Here is a 20,034-nt window from a genome sequence, read left to right as displayed (position 1 = left end):
AAGGTGTCGTCGTACGCCTGGAAGCGCGGGCGCATCAGGGTGCCGTCGTTCCACTTCAGCGGCGCCGGGTGGGCGTCGATCGGCAGGATCAGGCCCTGGCCGGGGTGGTTGGCGACGTTGTTGTCCGACTGCGAGGAGTCCCACAGCCAGATCAGGATGCCGTTCTGGTTGGCGTAGTGCTCCACCCAGTCCGGACGGGCCGCCGAGCCGAAGTTGTACGGGCCGGTCTTCAGCGTGGTGTCGTAGGACACGTACTGACGGTTCTCGACCAGGTAGTGCTGGTCGTAGTCCTTGCTGAACTTGCCGGTGATCCGCGAGAAGCCGGAAGCGGTCCAGCCGTTGTCGCCGTTCTCGGCGCCGTCGGTGAACACGGTCGCGCCGTCCGCCGTCACCGCGATCTCGTCCAGGGCGAGGCCCTTCATGTGGACGCCCGGGTCGGTGGTGTTGTGGAAGCGGACCTTGATCGCCTTGCCGGCGTAGGCGTCCAGCGGGAACGACAGGTCGCCCCAGCCGTTCGAGCTGCCGGTGATGGAGTTCTCCGGCAGCGCGGCGCCGTTGAAGGTGCCCGCCAGCGAGGACCAGTTCTGGCCGCCGTCGGTGGAGACCTCGGCGTACGCGTAGTCGTAGTCCTGCTCCAGGTCGTACCAGGCCTTCGCGGTGAGCTTGGCCGAGGTCTTGCCGGTCAGGTCGACGTCACGGGTCAGCGAGACGTTCAGGTTGTCGGCGCTGCCGCTCCACCACTCGTTGCCGCCCGCGAACGGGGTGTTGATCTCGGTGACGACGGTCTTCGCCGGCAGGTCGACGATCAGGCCCTGCTTGCGCTTGGTGTTGTACTCGACCGGGCCGAGCAGGCTGACGGCGTTCTTGCCGGCCTTGGCGGTGTCGTAGTCCAGCCAGCCGAGCTTCAGCTTCGACCAGATGTCCAGGTCGTTCGGCATGTCGCCGATCTCGTCCTTGCCCTCGCCGAGCCAGGAGCCCGAGGACATCAGGGACCAGAAACCGACCGAGTTGTCGATGCCCTGGCCGCTGGTGTCGTACAGGTCCGGCAGGCCCAGGTCGTGGCCGTACTCGTGGGCGAACACGCCCAGGCCGCCGTTCTCCGGCTGCATGGTGTAGTCGCCGACCCACAGGCCGGTGGCGCCGATCGGGGTGCCGCCCAGCTTGTTGTTGTCCGGGCCGGTCTTGCCCGCCTGGTTGGCGTACACGTACGAGCGGTGCGCCCACAGCGCGTTGTCGCCCTGGACGCCGCCGCCGGCGGACTGGTCCTCACCGGCGTGGACGATCTGGAAGTGGTCCAGGTAGCCGTCCGGCTCGTTGAAGTTGCCGTTGCCGTTGAAGTCGTAACGGTCCCACTGGTCGTACTGCGCCAGGTCGGCCTTGATCTGGGCGTCGGTGCGGCCCTTGGCCTTCTGGTCGGCGACCCAGGCGTTGATGCCGTCGCGGATCAGGTCCTGCGCGTTGGCGCAGACGTGCTGGCCGCAGTAGTCCGAGCCGTAGCGGGCCTCGTTCCACGGCACCCGCACCCAGTCGGTGACCAGGCCGTCGACCGAGTACCGGCCCGAGGACTGGCGCTCGTAGTAGGTCTTCAGCGAGGGCTTGTTGGGCGCGAAGTACAGGTCCTGGTAGTGGGCCTGGTTGTAGTCCGCCTGCCACGCCGTGGAGTTGTCCTTGGTGCGGTCCGGGGCGGCGATCTGGTTGCGCGCCGGGCCGGGGGTGCCGCCGTACTTCACCTTGCCGTCGGCGGTGGTGGTGGTGTTGTCCACCTGGTCACCGAAGTCGACGAGAATGGTGAAGATCCGGTCGGTGCGCTCGCGGGACAGCTCGACGTACTTGTCGCGGCCCAGCTTCACCGAGGAGCCGCTGCCGTGCTTCTCGACCTTGGCAGTGCCGTTGACCAGCTGCTCTATCGCGGCCTTCTGCTCGGCCTGCACCTTTTCGGTGAGCGGGCTCTGCAGCTCGCGGGGCACGGTGTCGTTCTGGATGGCGTCGGCCGGGTCCTTGACGACCGGCGTGACCGGGGCGGCGGTGGCCGTGCCCGGCAGCATGCCGGCACCGAGCGCGGCGGTCACCGCGATGGCGGCGGAAGCCGCGGCAACCTTCTTGGTCATCTTCAACGTGGTGACGTCCTCCCCTAACCGGGTACGGCTGATGGCCGCGCCGGTGAACCAATGCAAGACAGGTGGACGACATTTGACCCAAGGTCGGGTAAAAAAGAAAGACCTTGACCCTGGCATGGCCACGCCGCTATGCTCCGGCAACTCCAATCACCTGACGATCCGTCAATCTACCGACGGTGCAGGCGGCAGCCGGGTCGGTCGCACTCGCACCGCGCCGGAGCCCACCCGTTCGGCAGCGCACGCGCCCGCATTCACAGCGCACGGAAACCTAAACAGTTTTTCAACTGAAAGAACGGGCACCGAAAAGCCGCCGCCCCCGACCTGAACAGGTCGGGGGCGGCGGCTCGGAACGTGCTTTGCGCGCGCTATTACTTCGTCAGATCCGGGCCGGTCGCCGAGACCGCCGCCGGGGTGTCCGCCACCGGGGACTTCTCCTCGCCGCGGAAGGTGAACTTGGCGGCCTTGCCCTCGCCCTCCACGCCGACGACCACGATGTGGCCGGACCGCAGCTCGCCGAACAGGATCTTCTCGGACAGGTGGTCCTCGATCTCCCGCTGGATCGTGCGGCGCAGCGGACGGGCGCCCAGGATCGGGTCGTAACCGCGCTTCGCCAGCAGGCTCTTCGCCTCCGCGCTGAGCTCGATGCCCATGTCGCGGTCCTTCATCCGCTGGTCCACCTTCGCGATCATCAGGTCGACGATCTCGATGATGTTGGCCTCCGACAGCTGGTGGAACACCACGATGTCGTCGACACGGTTCAGGAACTCGGGGCGGAAGTGCTGCTTGAGCTCCTCGCCGACCTTGGCCTTCATCCGCTCGTAGCCGGTCTGGACGTCACCCGTGGCCGCGAAGCCCAGGTTGAAGCCCTTGGAGATGTCCCGGGTGCCGAGGTTGGTGGTCATGATGATGACCGTGTTCTTGAAGTCCACGACCCGGCCCTGGGAGTCGGTCAGGCGACCGTCCTCCAGGATCTGCAGCAGCGAGTTGAAGATGTCCGGGTGGGCCTTCTCGACCTCGTCGAACAGGACCACCGAGAACGGCTTGCGGCGCACCTTCTCGGTGAGCTGGCCGCCCTCTTCGTAGCCCACGTATCCGGGCGGGGAGCCGAACAGCCGCGACACGGTGTGCTTCTCCGAGAACTCGGACATGTCGAGCGCGATCAGCGCGTCCTCGTCCCCGAACAGGAACTCCGCCAGGGTCTTGGACAGCTCGGTCTTACCGACACCCGACGGGCCGGCGAAGATGAACGAACCACCGGGGCGCTTCGGGTCCTTCAGACCGGCCCGGGTGCGGCGGATCGCCTGGGAGAGCGCCTTGATGGCGTCCTCCTGGCCGATGACCCGCTTGTGCAGCTCGTCCTCCATGCGCAGCAGGCGCGAGGACTCCTCCTCGGTCAGCTTGAAGACCGGGATGCCGGTGGCGGTGGCCAGGACCTCGGCGATGAGCTCCTCGTCCACCTCGGCCACGACGTCCATGTCGCCGGCCTTCCACTCCTTCTCCCGCTTGGCCTTCGCCTGGAGCAGCTGCTTCTCGTTGTCGCGCAGCGAGGCGGCCTTCTCGAAGTCCTGCGCGTCGATCGCGGACTCCTTCTCCCGACGCACCTCGGCGATCTTCTCGTCGAACTCGCGCAGGTCCGGCGGCGCGGTCATCCGGCGGATGCGCATCCGGGAACCGGCCTCGTCGATCAGGTCGATCGCCTTGTCCGGCAGGAAGCGGTCCGAGATGTACCGGTCGGCCAGGGTGGCGGCGGCGACCAGGGCGGCGTCGGTGATCGACACGCGGTGGTGCGCCTCGTACCGGTCGCGCAGGCCCTTGAGGATCTCGATGGTGTGCGGGAGCGAGGGCTCGGCGACCTGGATCGGCTGGAAGCGGCGCTCCAGCGCGGCGTCCTTCTCCAGGTGCTTGCGGTACTCGTCCAGCGTGGTGGCGCCGATGGTCTGCAGCTCACCGCGGGCCAGCATCGGCTTCAGGATGGAGGCGGCGTCGATCGCGCCCTCGGCGGCGCCCGCACCGACCAGGGTGTGCAGCTCGTCGATGAACAGGATGATGTCGCCGCGGGTGCGGATCTCCTTGAGCACCTTCTTCAGGCGCTCCTCGAAGTCACCGCGGTAGCGCGAGCCGGCCACCAGGGCGCCGAGGTCCAGCGTGTAGAGCTGCTTGTCCTTCAGCGTCTCCGGGACCTCGCCCTTGACGATCGCCTGGGCCAGGCCCTCGACGACGGCGGTCTTGCCGACGCCGGGCTCGCCGATCAGCACCGGGTTGTTCTTGGTGCGGCGGGACAGCACCTGCATGACCCGCTCGATCTCCTTCTCGCGCCCGATCACCGGGTCGAGCTTGGCCTCGCGGGCGGCCTGCGTCAGGTTGCGGCCGAACTGGTCGAGCACCAGGGAGGTGGACGGGGTGCCCTCGGCCGGGCCGCCGGCCGTGGCCGACTCCTTGCCGCTGCCGGTCTGGTAGCCGGAGAGCAGCTGGATGACCTGCTGGCGCACCCGGTTCAGGTCGGCGCCGAGCTTCACCAGGACCTGGGCGGCGACGCCCTCGCCCTCGCGGATCAGGCCGAGCAGGATGTGCTCGGTGCCGATGTAGTTGTGGCCGAGCTGAAGGGCCTCGCGGAGCGACAGCTCCAGCACCTTCTTCGCCCGGGGGGTGAAGGGGATGTGACCGGACGGGGCCTGCTGGCCCTGGCCGATGATCTCCTCGACCTGCTGGCGGACCGCCTCGAGCGAGATGCCGAGGCTCTCCAGCGCCTTGGCGGCGACACCCTCGCCCTCGTGGATCAGGCCCAGGAGGATGTGCTCGGTGCCGATGTAGTTGTGGTTGAGCATCCGGGCTTCTTCCTGTGCCAGGACGACAACCCGCCGCGCGCGGTCGGTGAACCTCTCGAACATCGTTAATCGCTCCTCAGAGCGGTCGGTCAGTTCGGGGGCCGTCCCCGCCCTGTCCTTCCGCATGCTAGTCCCGCTCAGCGGCGCGGCTACGGAACTCCCACCGGAGCGGGAGAAACATGCTGCGCGACCAGCCGACACCTTTCCCAACCTGATGCTGGGAGACGGTGTTCCCAGCGGCGGGCCCGATGCACCGGATACCGCTACGCCAACGGCGAACACGATCCGATGGAACCGGTGGAACGGCCCCGCGCAGTGCTGCGGCCGGGCTCGTGCGACCCCGTCCACCTGCATTCATACCCGGTCGGGCGACCGGTTTCGCGCGGATTCCGGGGGGTGCTTGTTCGCCTGGCGAGAAGTCGGCCGTCCGCACACCAGAAGTGACGGGGCGTCAGGCCGGTTCCGCGTGACGTACCGCCACCGGTGGCGGTCCCGTGACCGCGTCGCCCACTCCAGCGTTGCACAGGTCGTGACCAGCCCGCCGCCGGCCGCAGCCCGCACCCCGGCACCCCCGGCCGGCTGGCGCGGGTCGGACCGGGTGACCGCGCCGCTGCGGCCCGCACTGGCCGCGCTGGGCCGCCTCGACCGGCTCGGCCGGAGCACCGGACCGGTGCTGCGGCGCGGCGGCCTGGCCGCCTTCCTGCTCGCCCCGGGGGCCGCCGAGCCGGTGCCCGACCTGCTGGGCTGGCTCGGCTGGGTCCCCGAACTGCGGCTGCCGATCGACGCCGTCGCGGCGCACCCGGGAGAACCCCGGGTGCCCGAGCCGCGGACCGCCGACTGGTTGCGGGCCGGCGCCGAGCGGCCCGCACTGGACCTGCGCTCGCCCGACCTGCTGTGCCTGCTGGACGCCCTGGCGGACGCCTGTGCGCGGGAGCGGCTGGGGCTGCCGCCCGCGCGCTGAGACCGGACGCCTCAGGAGGCGTTGGCCTTCTCGTACGCCTCGCGCACGTTGCTCGGGACGCGGCCGCGGTCGTTGACCGGGTAGCCGTTCTCCTTCGCCCAGTTGCGGATCTTGGCGGTGTCGGCCTGTCCGGCCGAGGAGGCGGAGCGACCGGCGCCCCGGGTGCCGCCGCGACGCGGGGCGGTCAGCCGACCGCTCTGCTTGCGGCCCTTCTCGACGTACGGGGCCAGCAGGCCGCGGAGCTTGTCCGCATTGTCGCTCTTCAGGTCGATCTCGTAGGCCACGCCGTCCAGGGCGAACGTCACCGTCTCGTCCGCGGAGCCGCCGTCGAGATCGTCTTCCAGAATGACCTGAACCCTCTGTGCCACGGGCTTCCCTTTCCGCGATAACGGTCCATTGCCTAGAGAAAGGAAAGCGCCTTTTCCCGCAAAACACAAACCCCTGTGCCCGCCCGTCGCGCCCGGAGAGCCGCATCAGAGGTGCAGCAGCATGCGCGAGTTGCCCAGTGTGTTCGGCTTCACCCGCTCCAGGTCGAGGAACTCGGCGACGCCTTCGTCGTACGAGCGCAGAAGTTCTTCATAGACTTCTGTGGCCACGACTGCCGGGTCTGCCGTACGATCGTCGTTTTCGCCGATCTCGACGAAGCCGTGTTTCGAGAAGAACGGCACCTCGAACGTCAGGCAGAAAATCCGACGGACGCCGAGCCAGCGCGCGGTCTCCAGCAGCTTGTCCAGCAGCTTGTGGCCGACGCCGAGGCCTTTGCAGACCGGATCGACCGCGAGGGTGCGCACCTCGGCCAGGTCCTCCCACATCACGTGCAGTGCGCCGCACGCCACCACGCGGCCGTCCTCGTCGCGTTCCGCCACCCAGAACTCCTGGACGGATTCGAACAGAGTGACGGTCGGCTTGTCGAGCAGAATGCCGTCCCGGGCGTAGGTGTCGATGAGCCGGCGAACGGCGCGCACGTCGGTGGTCCGCGCACGGCGGATGGTGACCTCCATGCCGGGGAACGTTATCGTGCCTCGGGCGGGCGGGTCTCCTCGGTATCGACGCCCGCCACCCGCAGCGCGTCCCGCAGCCACTCGCGCTGTTCCGGCGACATCATCCCGAAGAAGTGCACCAGTGCGGCGGCCGGATTGTCACTCGTCGCCCAGGCGTCGTTCATCAGTGCCGCCGTGTAAGCCTCGCGCGAGGAGACCGGCTCATATCGGTATGCGCGCCCGGCGCGCTCCCGGCGCACCCAGCCCTTTCGATAGAGCTTGTCGAGCACCGTCATCACGGTCGTGTACGCGATTTCACGTTCCGATCGCAGATCCTGCAGAACCTCCCGAACGGTGACCGGGCGGTTCCACTGCCACACCCGGGTCATGATGTCGTTCTCGAGTTCTCCGAGTTGCCGCACCATAGTGCGGCCCAGGATAGGACCGAAACGGACAAAGGGCGGCAAACGGCAAACGGACCGGCGCGCCGTTCCCCCTTTCGGGGAGAACTGGCGCGCCGGTCCGCGGCCGTGCTATTCGGCGGTGGGGCGCGACGCCATCGCCTCGGCGGCGGCGTCCTCCTTGGACTTCTGGGCGCCGCCCTGGCTGCGGATGATGGCCCGCACCAGGAAGGCGAAGCCGATCGCCATGACCAGCGGCGGCACGATCGCGCTGACGTACTCCATGGGTTACTCCTCGGTGTCCTCGTCGGCCTCGGCGCCGGCCTCGGCGGCCTTGTCGCCCTTCCCGGCCTTCTCCGGCTTCACCAGCGGGAACAGCACCGTCTCGCGGATGTTCTTGCCGGTGAGCAGCATGATCAGGCGGTCCACGCCCAGGCCGAGGCCGCCGGTGGGCGGCATCGCGTACTCCAGGGCGCGCAGGAAGTCCTCGTCCAGCTGCATCGCCTCGACGTCGCCGCCGGCCGCCAGCAGCGACTGCGCGGTCAGCCGGGCGCGCTGCTCGACCGGGTCGATCAGCTCCGAGTAGGCGGTGCCGATCTCGGTGCCGAAGATCACCAGGTCCCACTTCTCCGCCACGCCCTCGATCGAGCGGTGCTGACGGGTCAGCGGGGAGACCGAGGTCGGGTAGTCCTTGATGAAGGTCGGCTTGATCGCGTGGTGCTCCAGCAGGCGCTCGATCAGCTCCAGGACGATTTGGCCGTGGTCCCAGTCGTCTTCCAGGTACTGGTCCAGGTCGTGCTTCGCGGCCAGCGCGCGCAGCTCCTCGACGGAGGTGGCGGGGGTGACCTCGGTGCCCAGGTGGGCGGAGATGCCCGGGTAGACCGAGACCTCCTGCCAGGGCTCGGCGAGGTCGATCTCGTGCTCCACGCCGTCCGGGCCGAGGCCCTTGACCACGGTGGTGCCCAGCGCGTCCCGCGCGGCGTTCACGATGATCGCCCGGATCAGCTCGGCCTGGGTGTCGTAGTCGCCGTACGCCTCGTACGACTCCAGCGCGGTGAACTCCGGGTTGTGGGTGGCGTCCGCGCCCTCGTTGCGGAAGTTCCGGTTGATCTCGAAGACCTTCTCGGCGCCGCCGACCACCAGGCGCTTGAGGTACAGCTCGGTCGCGATCCGCAGGTACAGCTCGATGTCGTACGCGTTGATGTGCGTCTTGAACGGGCGGGCGTTGGCGCCGCCGTGGATCGGCTGCAGCATCGGGGTCTCGACCTCGAGGTAGCCGCGGTCCTCGTAGGTGCGGCGGATCGAGCGGATCACCTTGGTGCGCAGCTGGAGCATCTCGCGCGCCTCGGGGTTCACGATCAGGTCGACGTAGCGCTGGCGGACCCGGGCCTCCGGGTCGGTCAGGCCCTTGTGCTTGTCCGGCAGCGGGCGCAGGCACTTGGCGGTGAGCTCCCAGCGGTCCACCATCACGCTCAGCTCGCCGCGGCGGGAGGTGATCACCTCGCCCTCGACGCCGACCTGGTCGCCGAGGTCGATGTCGGTCTTCCAGGCGGCCAACCGCTCCTCGCCCAGCTTGTCCAGGGACAGCATCACCTGGAGGTCGCCGGAGCCGTCGCGCAGGGTGGCGAAGCAGAGCTTGCCGCCGGTGCGCGCCAGGACGACCCGGCCGGTGATGCCGACCCGCTCGCCGGTCGCGGTGTCCGGCGCCAGGTCGGGGTGCTTGTCACGCAGCTCGGCGATGGTCGAGGTGCGGGGGAAACCGACCGGGTACGGGTCGATGCCGGCGGCCCGCAGCCGGTCCAGCTTCTCGCGCCGGACGCGCATCTGCTCGGGAAGGTCGTCGGTCGCGGGGAGAGTGCTCTGATCGCTCACCCCACCAGGGTAGCCAGGCTCACGGGCTGTCCCGCCACGGGATATCGCGCCGCGCGCTCCCGGGCCCGGCCGCGCCGGACCCCCGGGCCGCCGACCTGGCGGCCCGGGGAGTCCTGATGGGGTGTCAGCTGTGCTCGCCGCGCCGGCGGCGGGCCACCAGGGCGATCACGCCGCCGCCCAGCACGATGGCGCCGATGCCCAGGCCGACCATGGTGCCGGTGCCCTCGCTGCCGGTGAAGGCCAGGCCGCCGCCGGACCCGCCCTGGGCGGTGGCCGAGGAGGAGGCGCTCACGGACGGGGTGGCGGAGCCGCTCGGGCGGGCCGGTCCGGTGGCCGCCGGCGAGCCGGACGGGGCGCCGGACGGGGCGCCGGTCGGCGTGCCCGTCGGGCCGGGCGTGGCGCTCGGGGCCGCGGTCGCGGCGGTGGAGCCGAGCGCCAGCGAGAACGCGTTGTTGGCGTTCTCCGTGTCGTACGGCAGTGCCTCGACCTTGACCTCGTACGCGCCCTGCTCGGTGGTCAGCGCGACGGCGGCCTTCGGGGCGGCGGCCGGGTCGGAGACCGCGAGCGGCAGGGCGAAGCTCAGGTCGGCGCCGTTGAGCAGCCACATCGGGAGGTTGCAGGCGACCAGGTCCGGGTGCTCGGGGCGGGTGAAGCACCCGTCGGGCAGCTTGCCGGAGACGGTGACGCCGGACGGCAGCGTCGCGAGGACGGTGGCGATCGGGTTGCCGCTGCGCAGGTACTCGACCGCGGCCGGGCCGCCGTTGTGCACGGTGAGGGTCAGCGTGCCCTTCTTGCCGCCGTCGGTCGGCGCCCAGGCGCCGCGGGCGGAGAAGTCCGCGTGGTTGGTGATGCGGTACTGGAGGATCACGTGCTCCCGCGCCTGCGGGCCGACGTTCGGCGGCCCGGGCTTGGCGTTGGGGTCCTCCGGGAGGCCGGCGGTGAGCCGCGGACCGCTCTGGGAGGCGGGCGCGAAGGCGAAATCGCCGCGCACGTACTTGAGGGACGGGCTGTTCTCGCCGGAGGCGACGGTGAACTCGATGTCCGGGTACAGCGCGTCGGTTCCGACCACGGCCTCGATCGGGTCGAGGGTGACCGTCTGGCCGGGCTTGACCGAGGTGTTGACGGTGCAGACGGCCGCCTGGGTGTTCTTGAACGGCTCGAAGGTGCCCGTGTAGGTGCCGTACGAGCAGTTGGCGTAGTGCTGCTTGAAGGTCAGACCCGGCGAGAGGCGGGCCCCGACCACCAGTTGGCCGCTCTCCACGGTGCCGTTGTTGGTCACCTGGAACGCCTGCTTGACGACCGAGCCGGGCTGGCCGGCCTCGATCGGCCGGCTGTCGATCCCCTGGTCGAACTCCAGCTTCGGGCCGCCCGCGTACACCGACACGTCGGTGGCGGCGCCGGCGGGGCTGCCCGCCCAGTTCTGACTGATCTTCAGGTGGCCGGCCTGCCCCTGCGGCGCGCCCTTGACGGCGGTCAGCTTCGGGTTGAACTGGCTGCTGAAACTGTTGGAGTTCGGCCAGGAACGGACACCGAAGGTGCAGGTGTGCACCTGGCCGGTGGCGGTGCACTTGGAGCCCCAGCCGGTGGCCGGCGGCGTGAAGCTCGCGATGCCGGCCAGGCCGGTCGCGTCGTACGTCACGACGACGTCCCGGGAGGTGTCCGCGGCGAGCGGGCCGGACGAGGTGACCTGCAGCTCCATCGCGGTGGCGTCGCCGCTCGCGGGCGCCGCGGGCACCGCGAAGGTGGCCGGGACGTCGAGTCGGAGTTCCTCCGCGGCATGTGCGGGGGCCGAGGAAAGGGCCAGGACGGCGGCGGCCAGCGGCGCGCCGATGGCGGCCGGGCGCGTGATGCGCGAGTTCCCCACGATGATCCTTTGATCTTTCGGATGCGATCGAGCCAGACCATAGGCGGGAACCGGACAGCGGCAGGAGTGACAAAAGGGGCAGTTCGGGATGCGGTCGGACGATTGTCCGAACCTTTTGCGAAAGCTTTACTCTCGCCTTCTCCGTGAAGGTCTCACATTGTCGACACATCTCCCCGGAACGTGCGAGAACCCCCTCCGGGGAGGGGGTTCGGGGGAGCCGACGGGTCGTCAGCCGTCGGTGCCGGTGGCGAGTTCGGGGTGCTCGGCGCCGGCGGGGGCGTCGTCCTCGCCGGCGGGCGGGGCGGGGCGGGTGCGGCGGCCGAAGAGTTCGGCGGGGGTGGGCATCCGACGCGGGCGGGGGCGGTCGGCGGGGGGCTGGGGGTGCTGGCTGCTCATCGGGAACCGTCCTCCAACTGGGATGGCGGGGTGGGGTTCGGACGCGGGGCTCGGCACTGCGGCCAGGTGGCGCTGCCCGGAGCCGAGCGACAGCCGCTCGCGCACCTCGGCCTCGGCGAGGGCGTGGCAGCGCCCGGCGAGCCGGGAGCGGCGGGCGTGTTCGGGCGGCCCGCACGGCTGGCGCGACAGGGCGCGCAGGGCGGACAGGTCCTCGGCGGTCGGCAGGTAGCCGTCGGTGACGGCCTCCTCCAGCCGGTCCAGGTAGCCGCCCGCACTGCCGGGCAGCGCGGCCCGGTACCGGGAGAGGTCGGCGAGCAGGAAGGCGCGCAGCCGCCCGCCCTCCTGGACCGCCTCGTCGATGGCCTCGGTCAGCCGGAGCGCGTCCTGGACGTCCTCGGCCCACAGTTCGCCGACGGCGGTGGGCACCGGGAGCCGGTCGGGCGCGGCCGGGTAGAGAGCTTGGGCGAGGACACGGCGCAGCACCCGGACTTCGTCGGCGCTGAAGGCCATGCCGCCGCGCGATCCGTGTGGCGTTGGCATGGCTCGACAGTACGTGGCGTACGTCCGACTTATGGCGATTGAGGACGTGTTTGTCCCGATTGGCCTATGAGATGGTGCATCTGACGCCCGGTCGGCCGCCGCCCCGATCGGCGGCCGACCGGGGCGGCGGCCGTCAGGCGGTGGCGGGCCGGTTGCGCTCGAAGATCAGCCGCAGGCCGATCAGGGTCAGCCACGGCTCGTGCACGTCGATCGAGTCGGCCTCGCCGAGGACCAGCGGCGCCAGGCCGCCGGTGGCGATCACCTGGACGTCGTTCGGGTCCTTGGCGAGCTCCTTGGCCATCCGGTTGACGAGGCCGTCGACCTGCCCGGCGAAGCCGTACAGGATGCCCGACTGCATGCCCTCGACGGTGTTCTTGCCGATCACGTTGCGCGGGCGGGCCAGCTCGATCTTGCGGAGCATCGCGGTCCGGCCGCCCAGCGCGTCGACCGAGATCTCGATGCCCGGGGCGATCGCGCCGCCCACGTAGTCGCCGCGCGCGTTGATCGCGTCGAAGGTGGTGGCGGTGCCGAAGTCGACCACGATGCACGGGCCCCCGTACAGGTGGTTGGCGGCCAGCGCGTTCACGATCCGGTCCGCGCCGACCTCCTTCGGGTTGTCCATCAGCACGTGCACACCCGTCTTCACGCCCGGCTCCACGATCACCGCCGGCACGTCCCCGTAGTACCGGCGGGTCACCTCGCGCAGCTCGTGCAGCACCGCCGGCACCGAGGAGCAGATCGCCAGGCCCGCCACCCGGTCGTCCGCCGAGACGATCGGGTGGGCGCCCATCAACCCCTGGAGCAGCACCGCCATTTCGTCGGCGGTGCGGCGCGGGTCGGTGGAGATCCGCCAGTGCTCGACGATCTCCTCGCCGTCGAACAGGCCGAGCGTGGTCTGGGTGTTGCCGACGTCGATGGTGAGGAGCATGGGGCGCTTTCTGCTTGGAAGGGTCAGGAACTGCGGAGGTCCAGGCCGATGTCCAGGATCGGCGAGGAGTGCGTCAGGGCGCCGACGGCCAGGAAGTCCACACCAGTCTCCGCGACCTCGCGCGCGGTGGCCAGGGTCAGTCCACCGGAAGCCTCCAGCTTCGCCCGGCCCGCCACCAGGGCGACCGCCTCGCGCAGCTGCTCGGTGGTGAAGTTGTCCAGCAGGATCAGGTCCGCGCCGGCCTCCAGCACGGGCGTGATCTGCTCGACGGTGTCGACCTCGACCTCGATCGGCAGCTCCGGGAACGCGGCCCGGACGGCGGTGAACGCCTCCGCGACGCCGCCGGCGGCCACCACGTGGTTGTCCTTCACCAGCGCCGCGTCCGAGAGCGCCATCCGGTGGTTGGCGCCGCCGCCCGCGCGGACCGCGAACTTCTCCAGCGCGCGCAGGCCCGGAGTGGTCTTGCGGGTGTCGCGGACCACCGCCCCGGTGCCCGCCAGGGCGTCCGTCCAGGCGCGGGTCGCGGTGGCGATGCCGGACAGGTGGCACAGCAGGTTGAGCGCGGAGCGCTCGGCGGTCAGCAGGTCGCGGGTCCGGCTGCGCACCGAGAGCAGCACCTGGCCGGGCTCGACCCTCGCGCCGTCCTCGACGTGCCGCTCGACCTCGAACTCCTCCTCGCAGACCAGCGAGACGACCGCCTCGGCGATCCGCAGGCCCGCGACGACGCCCGCCTGACGGGCCGTGAAGTCCGCCGTCGCGACGGCCTCGGCCGGGACGGTCGCCACCGAGGTGACGTCCTCCCCACCGGCCAGGTCCTCGGACAGGGCCATCATCGCCACGTCCTCGACCTCGACCGGGTCCAGGCCGGCCTCCTCCAGCAGCTCGGCCAGCGCCGGGTCGAGACCGGTCTCGTACACCTCGCCGTCACCGCACGCGCAGCCGTCGCCGCAACCGTCGGACTCGGCGGTGAGAAGGGGGAGTTCGTCGGAGTGCGACATGAGAGGGGCTCCAAAAAGGGGTGCGAAACCGGGGACGCGAAGAGCGGGGGTGCGGACGGCGCGGGGCCGTCAGCGGCTGAGCGGGTGGATCACGTGACGGTGCCAGTGGGTGTCGTCGCGGTCGGGGAAGTCCTCGCGCCAGTGGCAGCCGCGGGTCTCCTCGCGGAGGGCGGCCGCGGCGGTGAGGGCGGTGGCGACCTGGTGGAGGTTGGTGGCCTCCCAGGTCTCCACCGAGGGGGAGCCGGGCCGGGCCGGGTCGGGCAGCGCCGCCAGGCCCTTCGCGGTGGCGGCCAGCGACTCCGCCGAGCGGATCACGCCCGCGCCGGTGGACATCAGGTGCTGGATCGCGCCGCGGGCCTCCGCCGCCAGCAGCGGCACCGGCGTCGCCGCGTGCGCGGCGTCCGTGGTGACGGTGCGCGCGGGCAGCCGCCCGCTCTCGGCGAGCGCGGCCAGGTCGGCGGCGATCCGCTCGGCGAACACCAGGCCTTCGAGCAGCGAGTTGGACGCCAGCCGGTTGGCGCCGTGCACGCCGGTGCAGGCGACCTCGCCGCAGGCGTACAGGCCGGGAACGGTGGTGCGGCCGTGCAGGTCGGTGCGGACGCCGCCGGAGGCGTGGTGCGCGGCGGGGGAGACCGGTATCGGCTCGGTGACCGGGTCGATGCCGTGGGTGCGGCAGGCGGCCAGGATGGTGGGGAAGCGGTTCTCCCACATCCGGGCGCCGAAGTGCCGCCCGTCCAGGTACATGTGCTGGGCGCCCTGCTCGTGCATCCGGCGGATGATCGCCTTGGCGACGATGTCGCGCGGGGCGAGTTCGGCCAGCTCGTGCTGCCCGACCATGAAGCGCACCCCGTCGGCGTCGACCAGGTGCGCGCCCTCGCCGCGGACGGCCTCGGAGACCAGCGGCTGCTGGCCCTGCGCGTCCGCGCCGAGGAACAGCACGGTCGGGTGGAACTGGACGAACTCCAGGTCGGTGACCTCGGCGCCGGCCCGCAGCGCGAGCGCGACGCCGTCGCCGGTGGAGACCGCCGGGTTGGTGGTGGCGGAGAAGACCTGGCCCATGCCGCCGGACGCCAGCACCACGGCGCGGGCCAGGATCGCGCCGACGCCGTCCCGCTGGCCCTCGCCCATCACGTGCAGGGTGACGCCGGCGGCGTGGCCGTCGGCGTCGGTGAGCAGGTCCAGGACGAGGGCGTGCTCGATGAGTTCGAGACCCGGGTCGGCCTCGACGGCGGCGACCAGGGCGCGTTCGATCTCGGCGCCGGTGGCGTCGCCGCCGGCGTGCACGATCCGGTCCCGGTGGTGGCCGCCCTCGCGGGTGAGGACGATCTCGCCGTCCTCGTCGAGGTCGAACTCGGCGCCCACCTCGATGAGCCGGCGCACCGCGTCCGGGCCGTCGGTGACCAGCGTCCGGACGGCGTCCTCGTCGCACAGGCCGGCGCCGGCGACCAGGGTGTCCTGGAGGTGCTGCTCGGGGGTGTCGCCCTCGCCCAGGGCGGCGGCGACGCCGCCCTGGGCCCAGCGGGTGGAACCGTCGTCGAGCATCGCCTTGGTGACCACCATGGCCCGCAGGCCGGCCTTGCGGACGTTGAGCGCGACGGTGAGTCCGGCCACGCCGGAGCCGACCACGACCACGTCGGTGCTCGTGGTCCAGCCGGGGGCGGGTGCGGTCAGGCGGTGCGGCATGGCTTCAGTTGCTCCTTCAGTGCGCGGCGGCGTCGGCCGCGCCGTTCGACCCACCGTACGCGGCGTCGCCGCGCAGCAGTCCGCTGCCCTCGGGGGCGTCCGCGGGGTCCCCGCCCGTGCCGGTGATCCGGTTGTGCTCGTCGACGAACACCACCTTCGGCAGGTACGCCTTGGCCTCGGCGGTGTCCATCTGCCCGTAGGCGATCAGGATCACCAGGTCGCCGGGGTGGACCAGCCGGGCGGCGGCGCCGTTGATGCCGATGACGCCGGAGCCGCGCGGGCCCGCGATGGTGTAGGTCTCCAGCCGGGCGCCGTTGTTGATGTCGACGATGTGGACCAGCTCGCCGGGGAGCAGGTCCGCGGCGTCGAGCAGGTCCTCGTCGACCGTCACCGATCCCACGTAGTGCAGGTCGGCCTGGGTCACGGTGGCCCGGTGGATCTTGGACTTGAGCATGGTGCGGAGCATGTGGTCACGCCTCTCTGAGTGCATGCCGGGCTTGCAGCCGGAACTACTTGCCTATCGGACGATGATGCTGACGTTGTCGATCAGCCGGGTCGAGCCGACCCTGGCCGCGAGCGCGAGCACCGCCTCGCCCCGGAAGTCGTCCGGCGCCTCGGTGAAGGACAGCGGATCGATCAGGGCGAGGTAGTCGAGGGAGATGCCGTCCGCGCCGTCGAGCACGGCCGCGGCCGCCTCGCGGACGGCCTTGGCGCCCTGGGCGCCGGCGTCGCGGCCGGCGAACAGGGCGCGGGAGAGCACGAGCGCCCGGGTGCGCTCGTCCTCGGAGAGGAAGCGGTTGCGGGAGGACAGCGCCAGGCCGTCCTCCTCGCGGACGGTCGGGACGCCGACGATCTCCACGTCGAAGTCCAGGTCCGCGACCATCCGGCGGATGATCGCCAGCTGCTGGGCGTCCTTCTCGCCGAAGACCGCGAAGTCCGGGTCGGTGATGTGCAGCAGCTTGGCGACGACGGTCAGCACGCCGTCGAAGTGGCCGGGGCGGGACGCGCCCTCGAAGCCCTCGCCCATCGGGCCCGCCGAGAGGCGCACCAGCGGCTCGCCGTTCGGGTACATCTCGTCCACGGTCGGGGCGAACACCACGTCCGCGCCCATCTCCTCGGCGAGCGCGAGGTCGGCGTCCAGGGTGCGCGGGTAGCGGTCCAGGTCCTCGCCGGCGCCGAACTGCAGCGGGTTCACGAACACCGTGACGGCGACCCGGCCGTCCTTGCCGACCTGGCGGCGGGCCTCCCGGACCAGCGCCGCGTGGCCCTGGTGCAGCGCGCCCATGGTCATCACCACGGCGTTGTCGACCGGCTGCTCGTCCGGCCAGAACGCGGCCTCGAACTCCTCCACGGTGCGGGTCAGCACCGCCTTGCGGACCTTCGCCGCCTTCGGGGCCTTCGCCGGGCGCCTGTCGCGTGCCATCAGTGGTTCTCCTCGTTCAGTACGTCCAGCAGCGCCGCCGCCGGTTCCGGCTTCAACGATCCGTTGGCGACCGCCCGTTGCGCGGTCGCCCTCGCCATCGCCCGGTACGCCTGGCCGATGTCCGGGGTCACCGTAGCGAGTCGGTCGAGGTGCTTGCGCACCGTCCCCACGTCGCCGCGGGCGACCGGGCCGGTCAGGGCCAGGTCGCCGGAGCGCAGGGCGTTGTCCAGGGCCGCGCCGAGCAGCGGGCCGAGCATCTGGCCGGGCTCGGCGACACCCGCGGTGCGCAGCAGCTCCATCGCCTGCGCGACCAGCGTGACCAGGTGGTTCGCACCGTGCGCGAGAGCCGTGTGGTACAGCGGCCGGACATCCTCCGGGATCCAGGACGGCTCGCCGCCCATCTCCACCACCAGCGCCTCCGCGACCGGCCGCAGCTCCTCCGGAGAGGTCACCCCGAACGGGCAGCCGGCCAGCCGGGCCACGTCCACCGAGGTGCCGGTGAAGGTCATCGCCGGGTGCAGCGCGAGCGGCAGCGCGCCCTTGCGGGTCGCCGGCTCCAGCACCGCCACGCCGTGCGCGCCCGAGGTGTGGACGAGTATCTGGCCCGGACGGACGGCGTCGGTCGCGGCCAGCCCGCTCACCAGATCGGGCAGCGCGTCGTCCGGGACGGTCAGCAGCACCAGGTCGGCCGCGGCCATCACCTGCGGGGGCGTCACCAGGCGGACGCCCGGCAGCAGGGACTCGGCGCGACGCCGCGAGGCGGCGGAGACGCCGGACGCGGCCACCACGCGGTGCCCGGCCAACTGCAGGGCCGCACCCAGGGCGGGACCGACCCGGCCGGCCCCGACCACACCGACGGCGAGCCGGGCAGGGCGGTTACCGGGGTCGGAGGGATCTCCGAAGTCGTGCAGCACTCTTCCGTTCCAGTCCTCGGCGGGTACCAGACGTACTGCTCAATGGTACGGGCAGCGGGGGCCCTGCTTTCTGCGCCCACCCGGCCACCCGCCCGCCCACCCACGAAGGGAACGAGGACCGGAACGGGAGAGCCAGGGTCGCGGGTGCTCGGGTGGGTGGGCGGCGGCGGGCAGGGGTCAGTGCGTCTCGCCGGCGCGGACCAGGCCGTTCTCGTAGGCGAGGACGACGGCCTGGACGCGGTCGCGGAGGCCGAGCTTGGCGAGGATGCGGCCGACGTGGGTCTTCACGGTGGCCTCGGAGAGCACCAGGCGGGCGGCGATCTCGCCGTTGGACAGGCCCTGGGCGACCAGCAGGAAGACCTCGCGCTCGCGCTCGGTGAGCGGGGTGAGGACGGCCGAGCCGGGGCCGCCGTCGGGGTGGGCAGCACCTCGGCGAAGCGGTCGATCATGCGGCGGGTGGTGGTGGGCGCGACCACCGCGTCACCGCCGTGCACGGCGCGGATCGCGGCGACCAGCTCGGTCGGCGGCACGTCCTTGAGCAGGAAGCCGGACGCGCCGGCCTTGAGCGCCGCGAAGGCGTACTCGTCCAGGTCGAAGGTGGTGAGGATGAGCACCCGGGGGGCGCCCTCGATCGGGGTGCCGCGGTCGTCGAGGCAGATCCGGCGGGTGGCCTGGACGCCGTCGAGGCGGGGCATCCGGACGTCCATCAGGATCACGTCGACCTCGGCGGTGCGCAGCACGTCGAGCGCCTGCTGGCCGTCGCCGGCCTCGGCGGCGATCTCGATGTCGCCCTGTGACTGCAGGACCATCCGGAAGCCGGTGCGCAGCAGTTCCTGGTCGTCGACCAGCATCACGCGGATCGGCATCGGTCGGGTCTCCTTCATTTGGACACTTTGAGTGGCAGGACGGCCCTGATCCGGAAGCCGCCGCCGGGCCGCGGCCCGACGTCCAGGCTGCCGCTGACCATACCGACCCGTTCGCGCATGCCGATCAGGCCGTGGCCGAGGCCGTCGGCGCCGCCGGCGGTGAGCTGTTCGCGGGTGCTGCCGCGGCCGTCGTCCTCGACCAGCACCTCCAGGTCGCCGTCCCGGAAGTCGACGGCGACCTTGGCGCTGGCGTCCGGCCCGCCGTGCTTGCGGACGTTGGTGAGGGCCTCCTGGACGATCCGGTAGACCGTCAGCTCCAGGCCGCGGGGCAGTTCGCGGACCTCGCCGGTGGCGCTGAACTCGACCGGCAGGCCGGCCGTCCGGACCTGCTCCAGCAGGTCGGGAAGCTCCTCGACGCCCGGCTGCGGCACGTACTCGCCGGTGGTGTCGGCGGTGCGCAGCACGCCCAGCAGGCGGCGCATCTCGGCGAGGGCCTGGCGGCCGGTGGAGGCGATGGTGTTCAGCGCCTCCTTGGCCTGCTTCGGCGAGGAGTCCATCACGTACGCGGCGCCGTCCGCCTGGACGATCATCACGGACACGTTGTGCGCCACCACGTCGTGCAGCTCGCGGGCGATCCGGGCGCGCTCGGCGGCGACCGCGACCTGCGCCTGGGCGTCCCGTTCGCGCTCCAGCCGGGACGCCCGGTCCTCCAGCTCCACCAGGTAGGCGCGGCGGACCCGGGTCAGCCGGCCCCACGCCCAGCACAGCACGAACGGGGTGGTCATCAGCGCGGCCAGCAGGAGCCGCCGGAGGAAGGTGTCGTTCGGGCCGTCGTACGACGGCACCAGCCGCCAGACCGTGAGCGGCCCGGCGACCAGGCTGGCGACCAGCGCCACCCTGGACGTCCAGGGCCGGCCGAAGGCCGCGCCGGTGTAGGCGAACACCAGGTAGGCGATGCTCGACGCGCCCGGGTCGATCCGGGCCGCGACCTGGCCGAGGCCGAGCGCGACCGCCACCGCCGTGGTGACGTCCGGCCGGCGCCGCCGGAAGACCATCAGGAGGGGCAGCAGCACCGCGACCGCCAGGCCCGCGCCCTGCTGGGCGGCCGAGTAGTCCGCGACCATCCCGGTCTGTTCCGCCGCAGCGAGGACCCCGAAGAACAGCACCGGCAGCGCCCACGCGGAGTCGACCACCATGGGATGTCGGCGGAGCCAGGCGTTGAGTCGATGCACGTGTCCAGCCTAGGGAGTCGGACGGCGTGTTCAG

General features: G+C 71.5%; 17 protein-coding genes and 1 pseudogene. 1 reads left to right on the top strand and 17 read right to left on the bottom strand.

The window, feature by feature from the left end; all coding sequences use genetic code 11:
• Both KCH_RS16415 and KCH_RS16410 read right to left on the bottom strand, forming a co-directional pair.
• Positions 1 to 2,108 (bottom strand): immune inhibitor A domain-containing protein (locus tag KCH_RS16415; RefSeq protein WP_244305344.1); only part of this gene is annotated, 2,108 nt, incomplete at its 3' end.
• Between the two features lie 377 nt (positions 2,109 to 2,485).
• Positions 2,486 to 5,005, bottom strand: coding sequence for an ATP-dependent Clp protease ATP-binding subunit (locus KCH_RS16410; RefSeq protein ID WP_035863776.1), 2,520 nt, complete (start codon positions 5,003 to 5,005; stop codon positions 2,486 to 2,488).
• 466 nt (positions 5,006 to 5,471) lie between these two features.
• On the opposite strand from KCH_RS16410, the gene KCH_RS16405 reads away from it, so the two are divergent.
• On the top strand, positions 5,472 to 5,903 hold the full coding sequence (locus tag KCH_RS16405; RefSeq protein ID WP_051653129.1) for a hypothetical protein: 432 nt from the start codon (positions 5,472 to 5,474) through the stop codon (positions 5,901 to 5,903).
• An 11-nt stretch (positions 5,904 to 5,914) separates the two neighbouring features.
• Here the strand turns inward: KCH_RS16405 and KCH_RS16400 are convergent, their stop codons facing one another.
• The 15 genes and pseudogenes from KCH_RS16400 to KCH_RS16330 form a co-directional block, all read right to left on the bottom strand.
• Positions 5,915 to 6,271, bottom strand: coding sequence for a histone-like nucleoid-structuring protein Lsr2 (locus KCH_RS16400; RefSeq protein ID WP_035863774.1), 357 nt, complete (start codon positions 6,269 to 6,271; stop codon positions 5,915 to 5,917).
• Positions 6,272 to 6,376: 105 nt separating this feature from the next.
• Complete coding sequence (locus KCH_RS16395) at positions 6,377 to 6,904, bottom strand: amino-acid N-acetyltransferase (protein ID WP_035863771.1); 528 nt, start codon at positions 6,902 to 6,904, stop codon at positions 6,377 to 6,379.
• Positions 6,905 to 6,915: 11 nt separating this feature from the next.
• Positions 6,916 to 7,308, bottom strand: a complete 393-nt coding sequence (locus tag KCH_RS16390) for a BlaI/MecI/CopY family transcriptional regulator (RefSeq protein ID WP_035872322.1) — start codon at positions 7,306 to 7,308, stop codon at positions 6,916 to 6,918.
• A gap of 108 nt (positions 7,309 to 7,416) precedes the next feature.
• Positions 7,417 to 7,569: a hypothetical protein gene (locus tag KCH_RS42535; RefSeq protein ID WP_035863769.1), complete on the bottom strand. Its 153-nt coding sequence runs from the start codon at positions 7,567 to 7,569 to the stop codon at positions 7,417 to 7,419.
• Positions 7,570 to 7,572: 3 nt separating this feature from the next.
• Positions 7,573 to 9,156, bottom strand: coding sequence for a bifunctional lysylphosphatidylglycerol synthetase/lysine--tRNA ligase LysX (lysX, locus tag KCH_RS16380; protein ID WP_051653128.1), 1,584 nt, complete (start codon positions 9,154 to 9,156; stop codon positions 7,573 to 7,575).
• 124 nt (positions 9,157 to 9,280) lie between these two features.
• A complete protein-coding gene (locus tag KCH_RS16375; protein WP_035863767.1) occupies positions 9,281 to 11,020 on the bottom strand; it encodes a hypothetical protein in 1,740 nt (579 codons plus the stop codon).
• Positions 11,021 to 11,248: 228 nt separating this feature from the next.
• Positions 11,249 to 11,926, bottom strand: a complete 678-nt coding sequence (locus tag KCH_RS16370; protein WP_244305343.1) for a hypothetical protein — start codon at positions 11,924 to 11,926, stop codon at positions 11,249 to 11,251.
• 163 nt (positions 11,927 to 12,089) lie between these two features.
• Positions 12,090 to 12,884: a type III pantothenate kinase gene (locus KCH_RS16365; RefSeq protein ID WP_035863765.1), complete on the bottom strand. Its 795-nt coding sequence runs from the start codon at positions 12,882 to 12,884 to the stop codon at positions 12,090 to 12,092.
• A gap of 23 nt (positions 12,885 to 12,907) precedes the next feature.
• Entirely contained in the window at positions 12,908 to 13,882 is a 975-nt protein-coding gene (nadC, locus tag KCH_RS16360) for a carboxylating nicotinate-nucleotide diphosphorylase (RefSeq protein ID WP_035863764.1), read from the bottom strand.
• Positions 13,883 to 13,951: 69 nt separating this feature from the next.
• Entirely contained in the window at positions 13,952 to 15,565 is a 1,614-nt protein-coding gene (locus KCH_RS16355; RefSeq protein WP_035863761.1) for an L-aspartate oxidase, read from the bottom strand.
• A gap of 16 nt (positions 15,566 to 15,581) precedes the next feature.
• Positions 15,582 to 16,031, bottom strand: coding sequence for an aspartate 1-decarboxylase (panD, locus tag KCH_RS16350; RefSeq protein WP_035863757.1), 450 nt, complete (start codon positions 16,029 to 16,031; stop codon positions 15,582 to 15,584).
• Between the two features lie 51 nt (positions 16,032 to 16,082).
• Positions 16,083 to 16,988 (bottom strand): pantoate--beta-alanine ligase, encoded by a 906-nt coding sequence (panC, locus tag KCH_RS16345; protein ID WP_035863755.1) that lies wholly within the window; start codon positions 16,986 to 16,988, stop codon positions 16,083 to 16,085.
• Positions 16,988 to 17,902 carry a Rossmann-like and DUF2520 domain-containing protein gene (locus KCH_RS16340; protein WP_157032073.1) on the bottom strand — a complete coding sequence of 305 codons (915 nt, stop codon included), beginning with the start codon at positions 17,900 to 17,902 and terminating at the stop codon, positions 16,988 to 16,990. The genes panC and KCH_RS16340 overlap by 1 nt, the downstream gene beginning before the upstream one ends.
• Before the next feature lie 177 nt (positions 17,903 to 18,079).
• A pseudogene (locus KCH_RS16335) lies at positions 18,080 to 18,768 on the bottom strand (response regulator).
• A gap of 14 nt (positions 18,769 to 18,782) precedes the next feature.
• The gene (locus KCH_RS16330) at positions 18,783 to 20,000 is read right to left on the bottom strand and encodes a sensor histidine kinase (RefSeq protein ID WP_035863753.1); all 1,218 of its coding nucleotides are present in this window, start codon (positions 19,998 to 20,000) and stop codon (positions 18,783 to 18,785) included.
• Positions 20,001 to 20,034 lie beyond the last annotated feature (34 nt).

The sequence above is a fragment of the Kitasatospora cheerisanensis KCTC 2395 genome (assembly GCF_000696185.1).
In the GTDB taxonomy this organism is placed as follows: domain Bacteria; phylum Actinomycetota; class Actinomycetes; order Streptomycetales; family Streptomycetaceae; genus Kitasatospora; species Kitasatospora cheerisanensis.
Note: the sequence above shows the minus strand (reverse complement) of the source record. Positions and strands in the feature narration are given on the sequence as shown.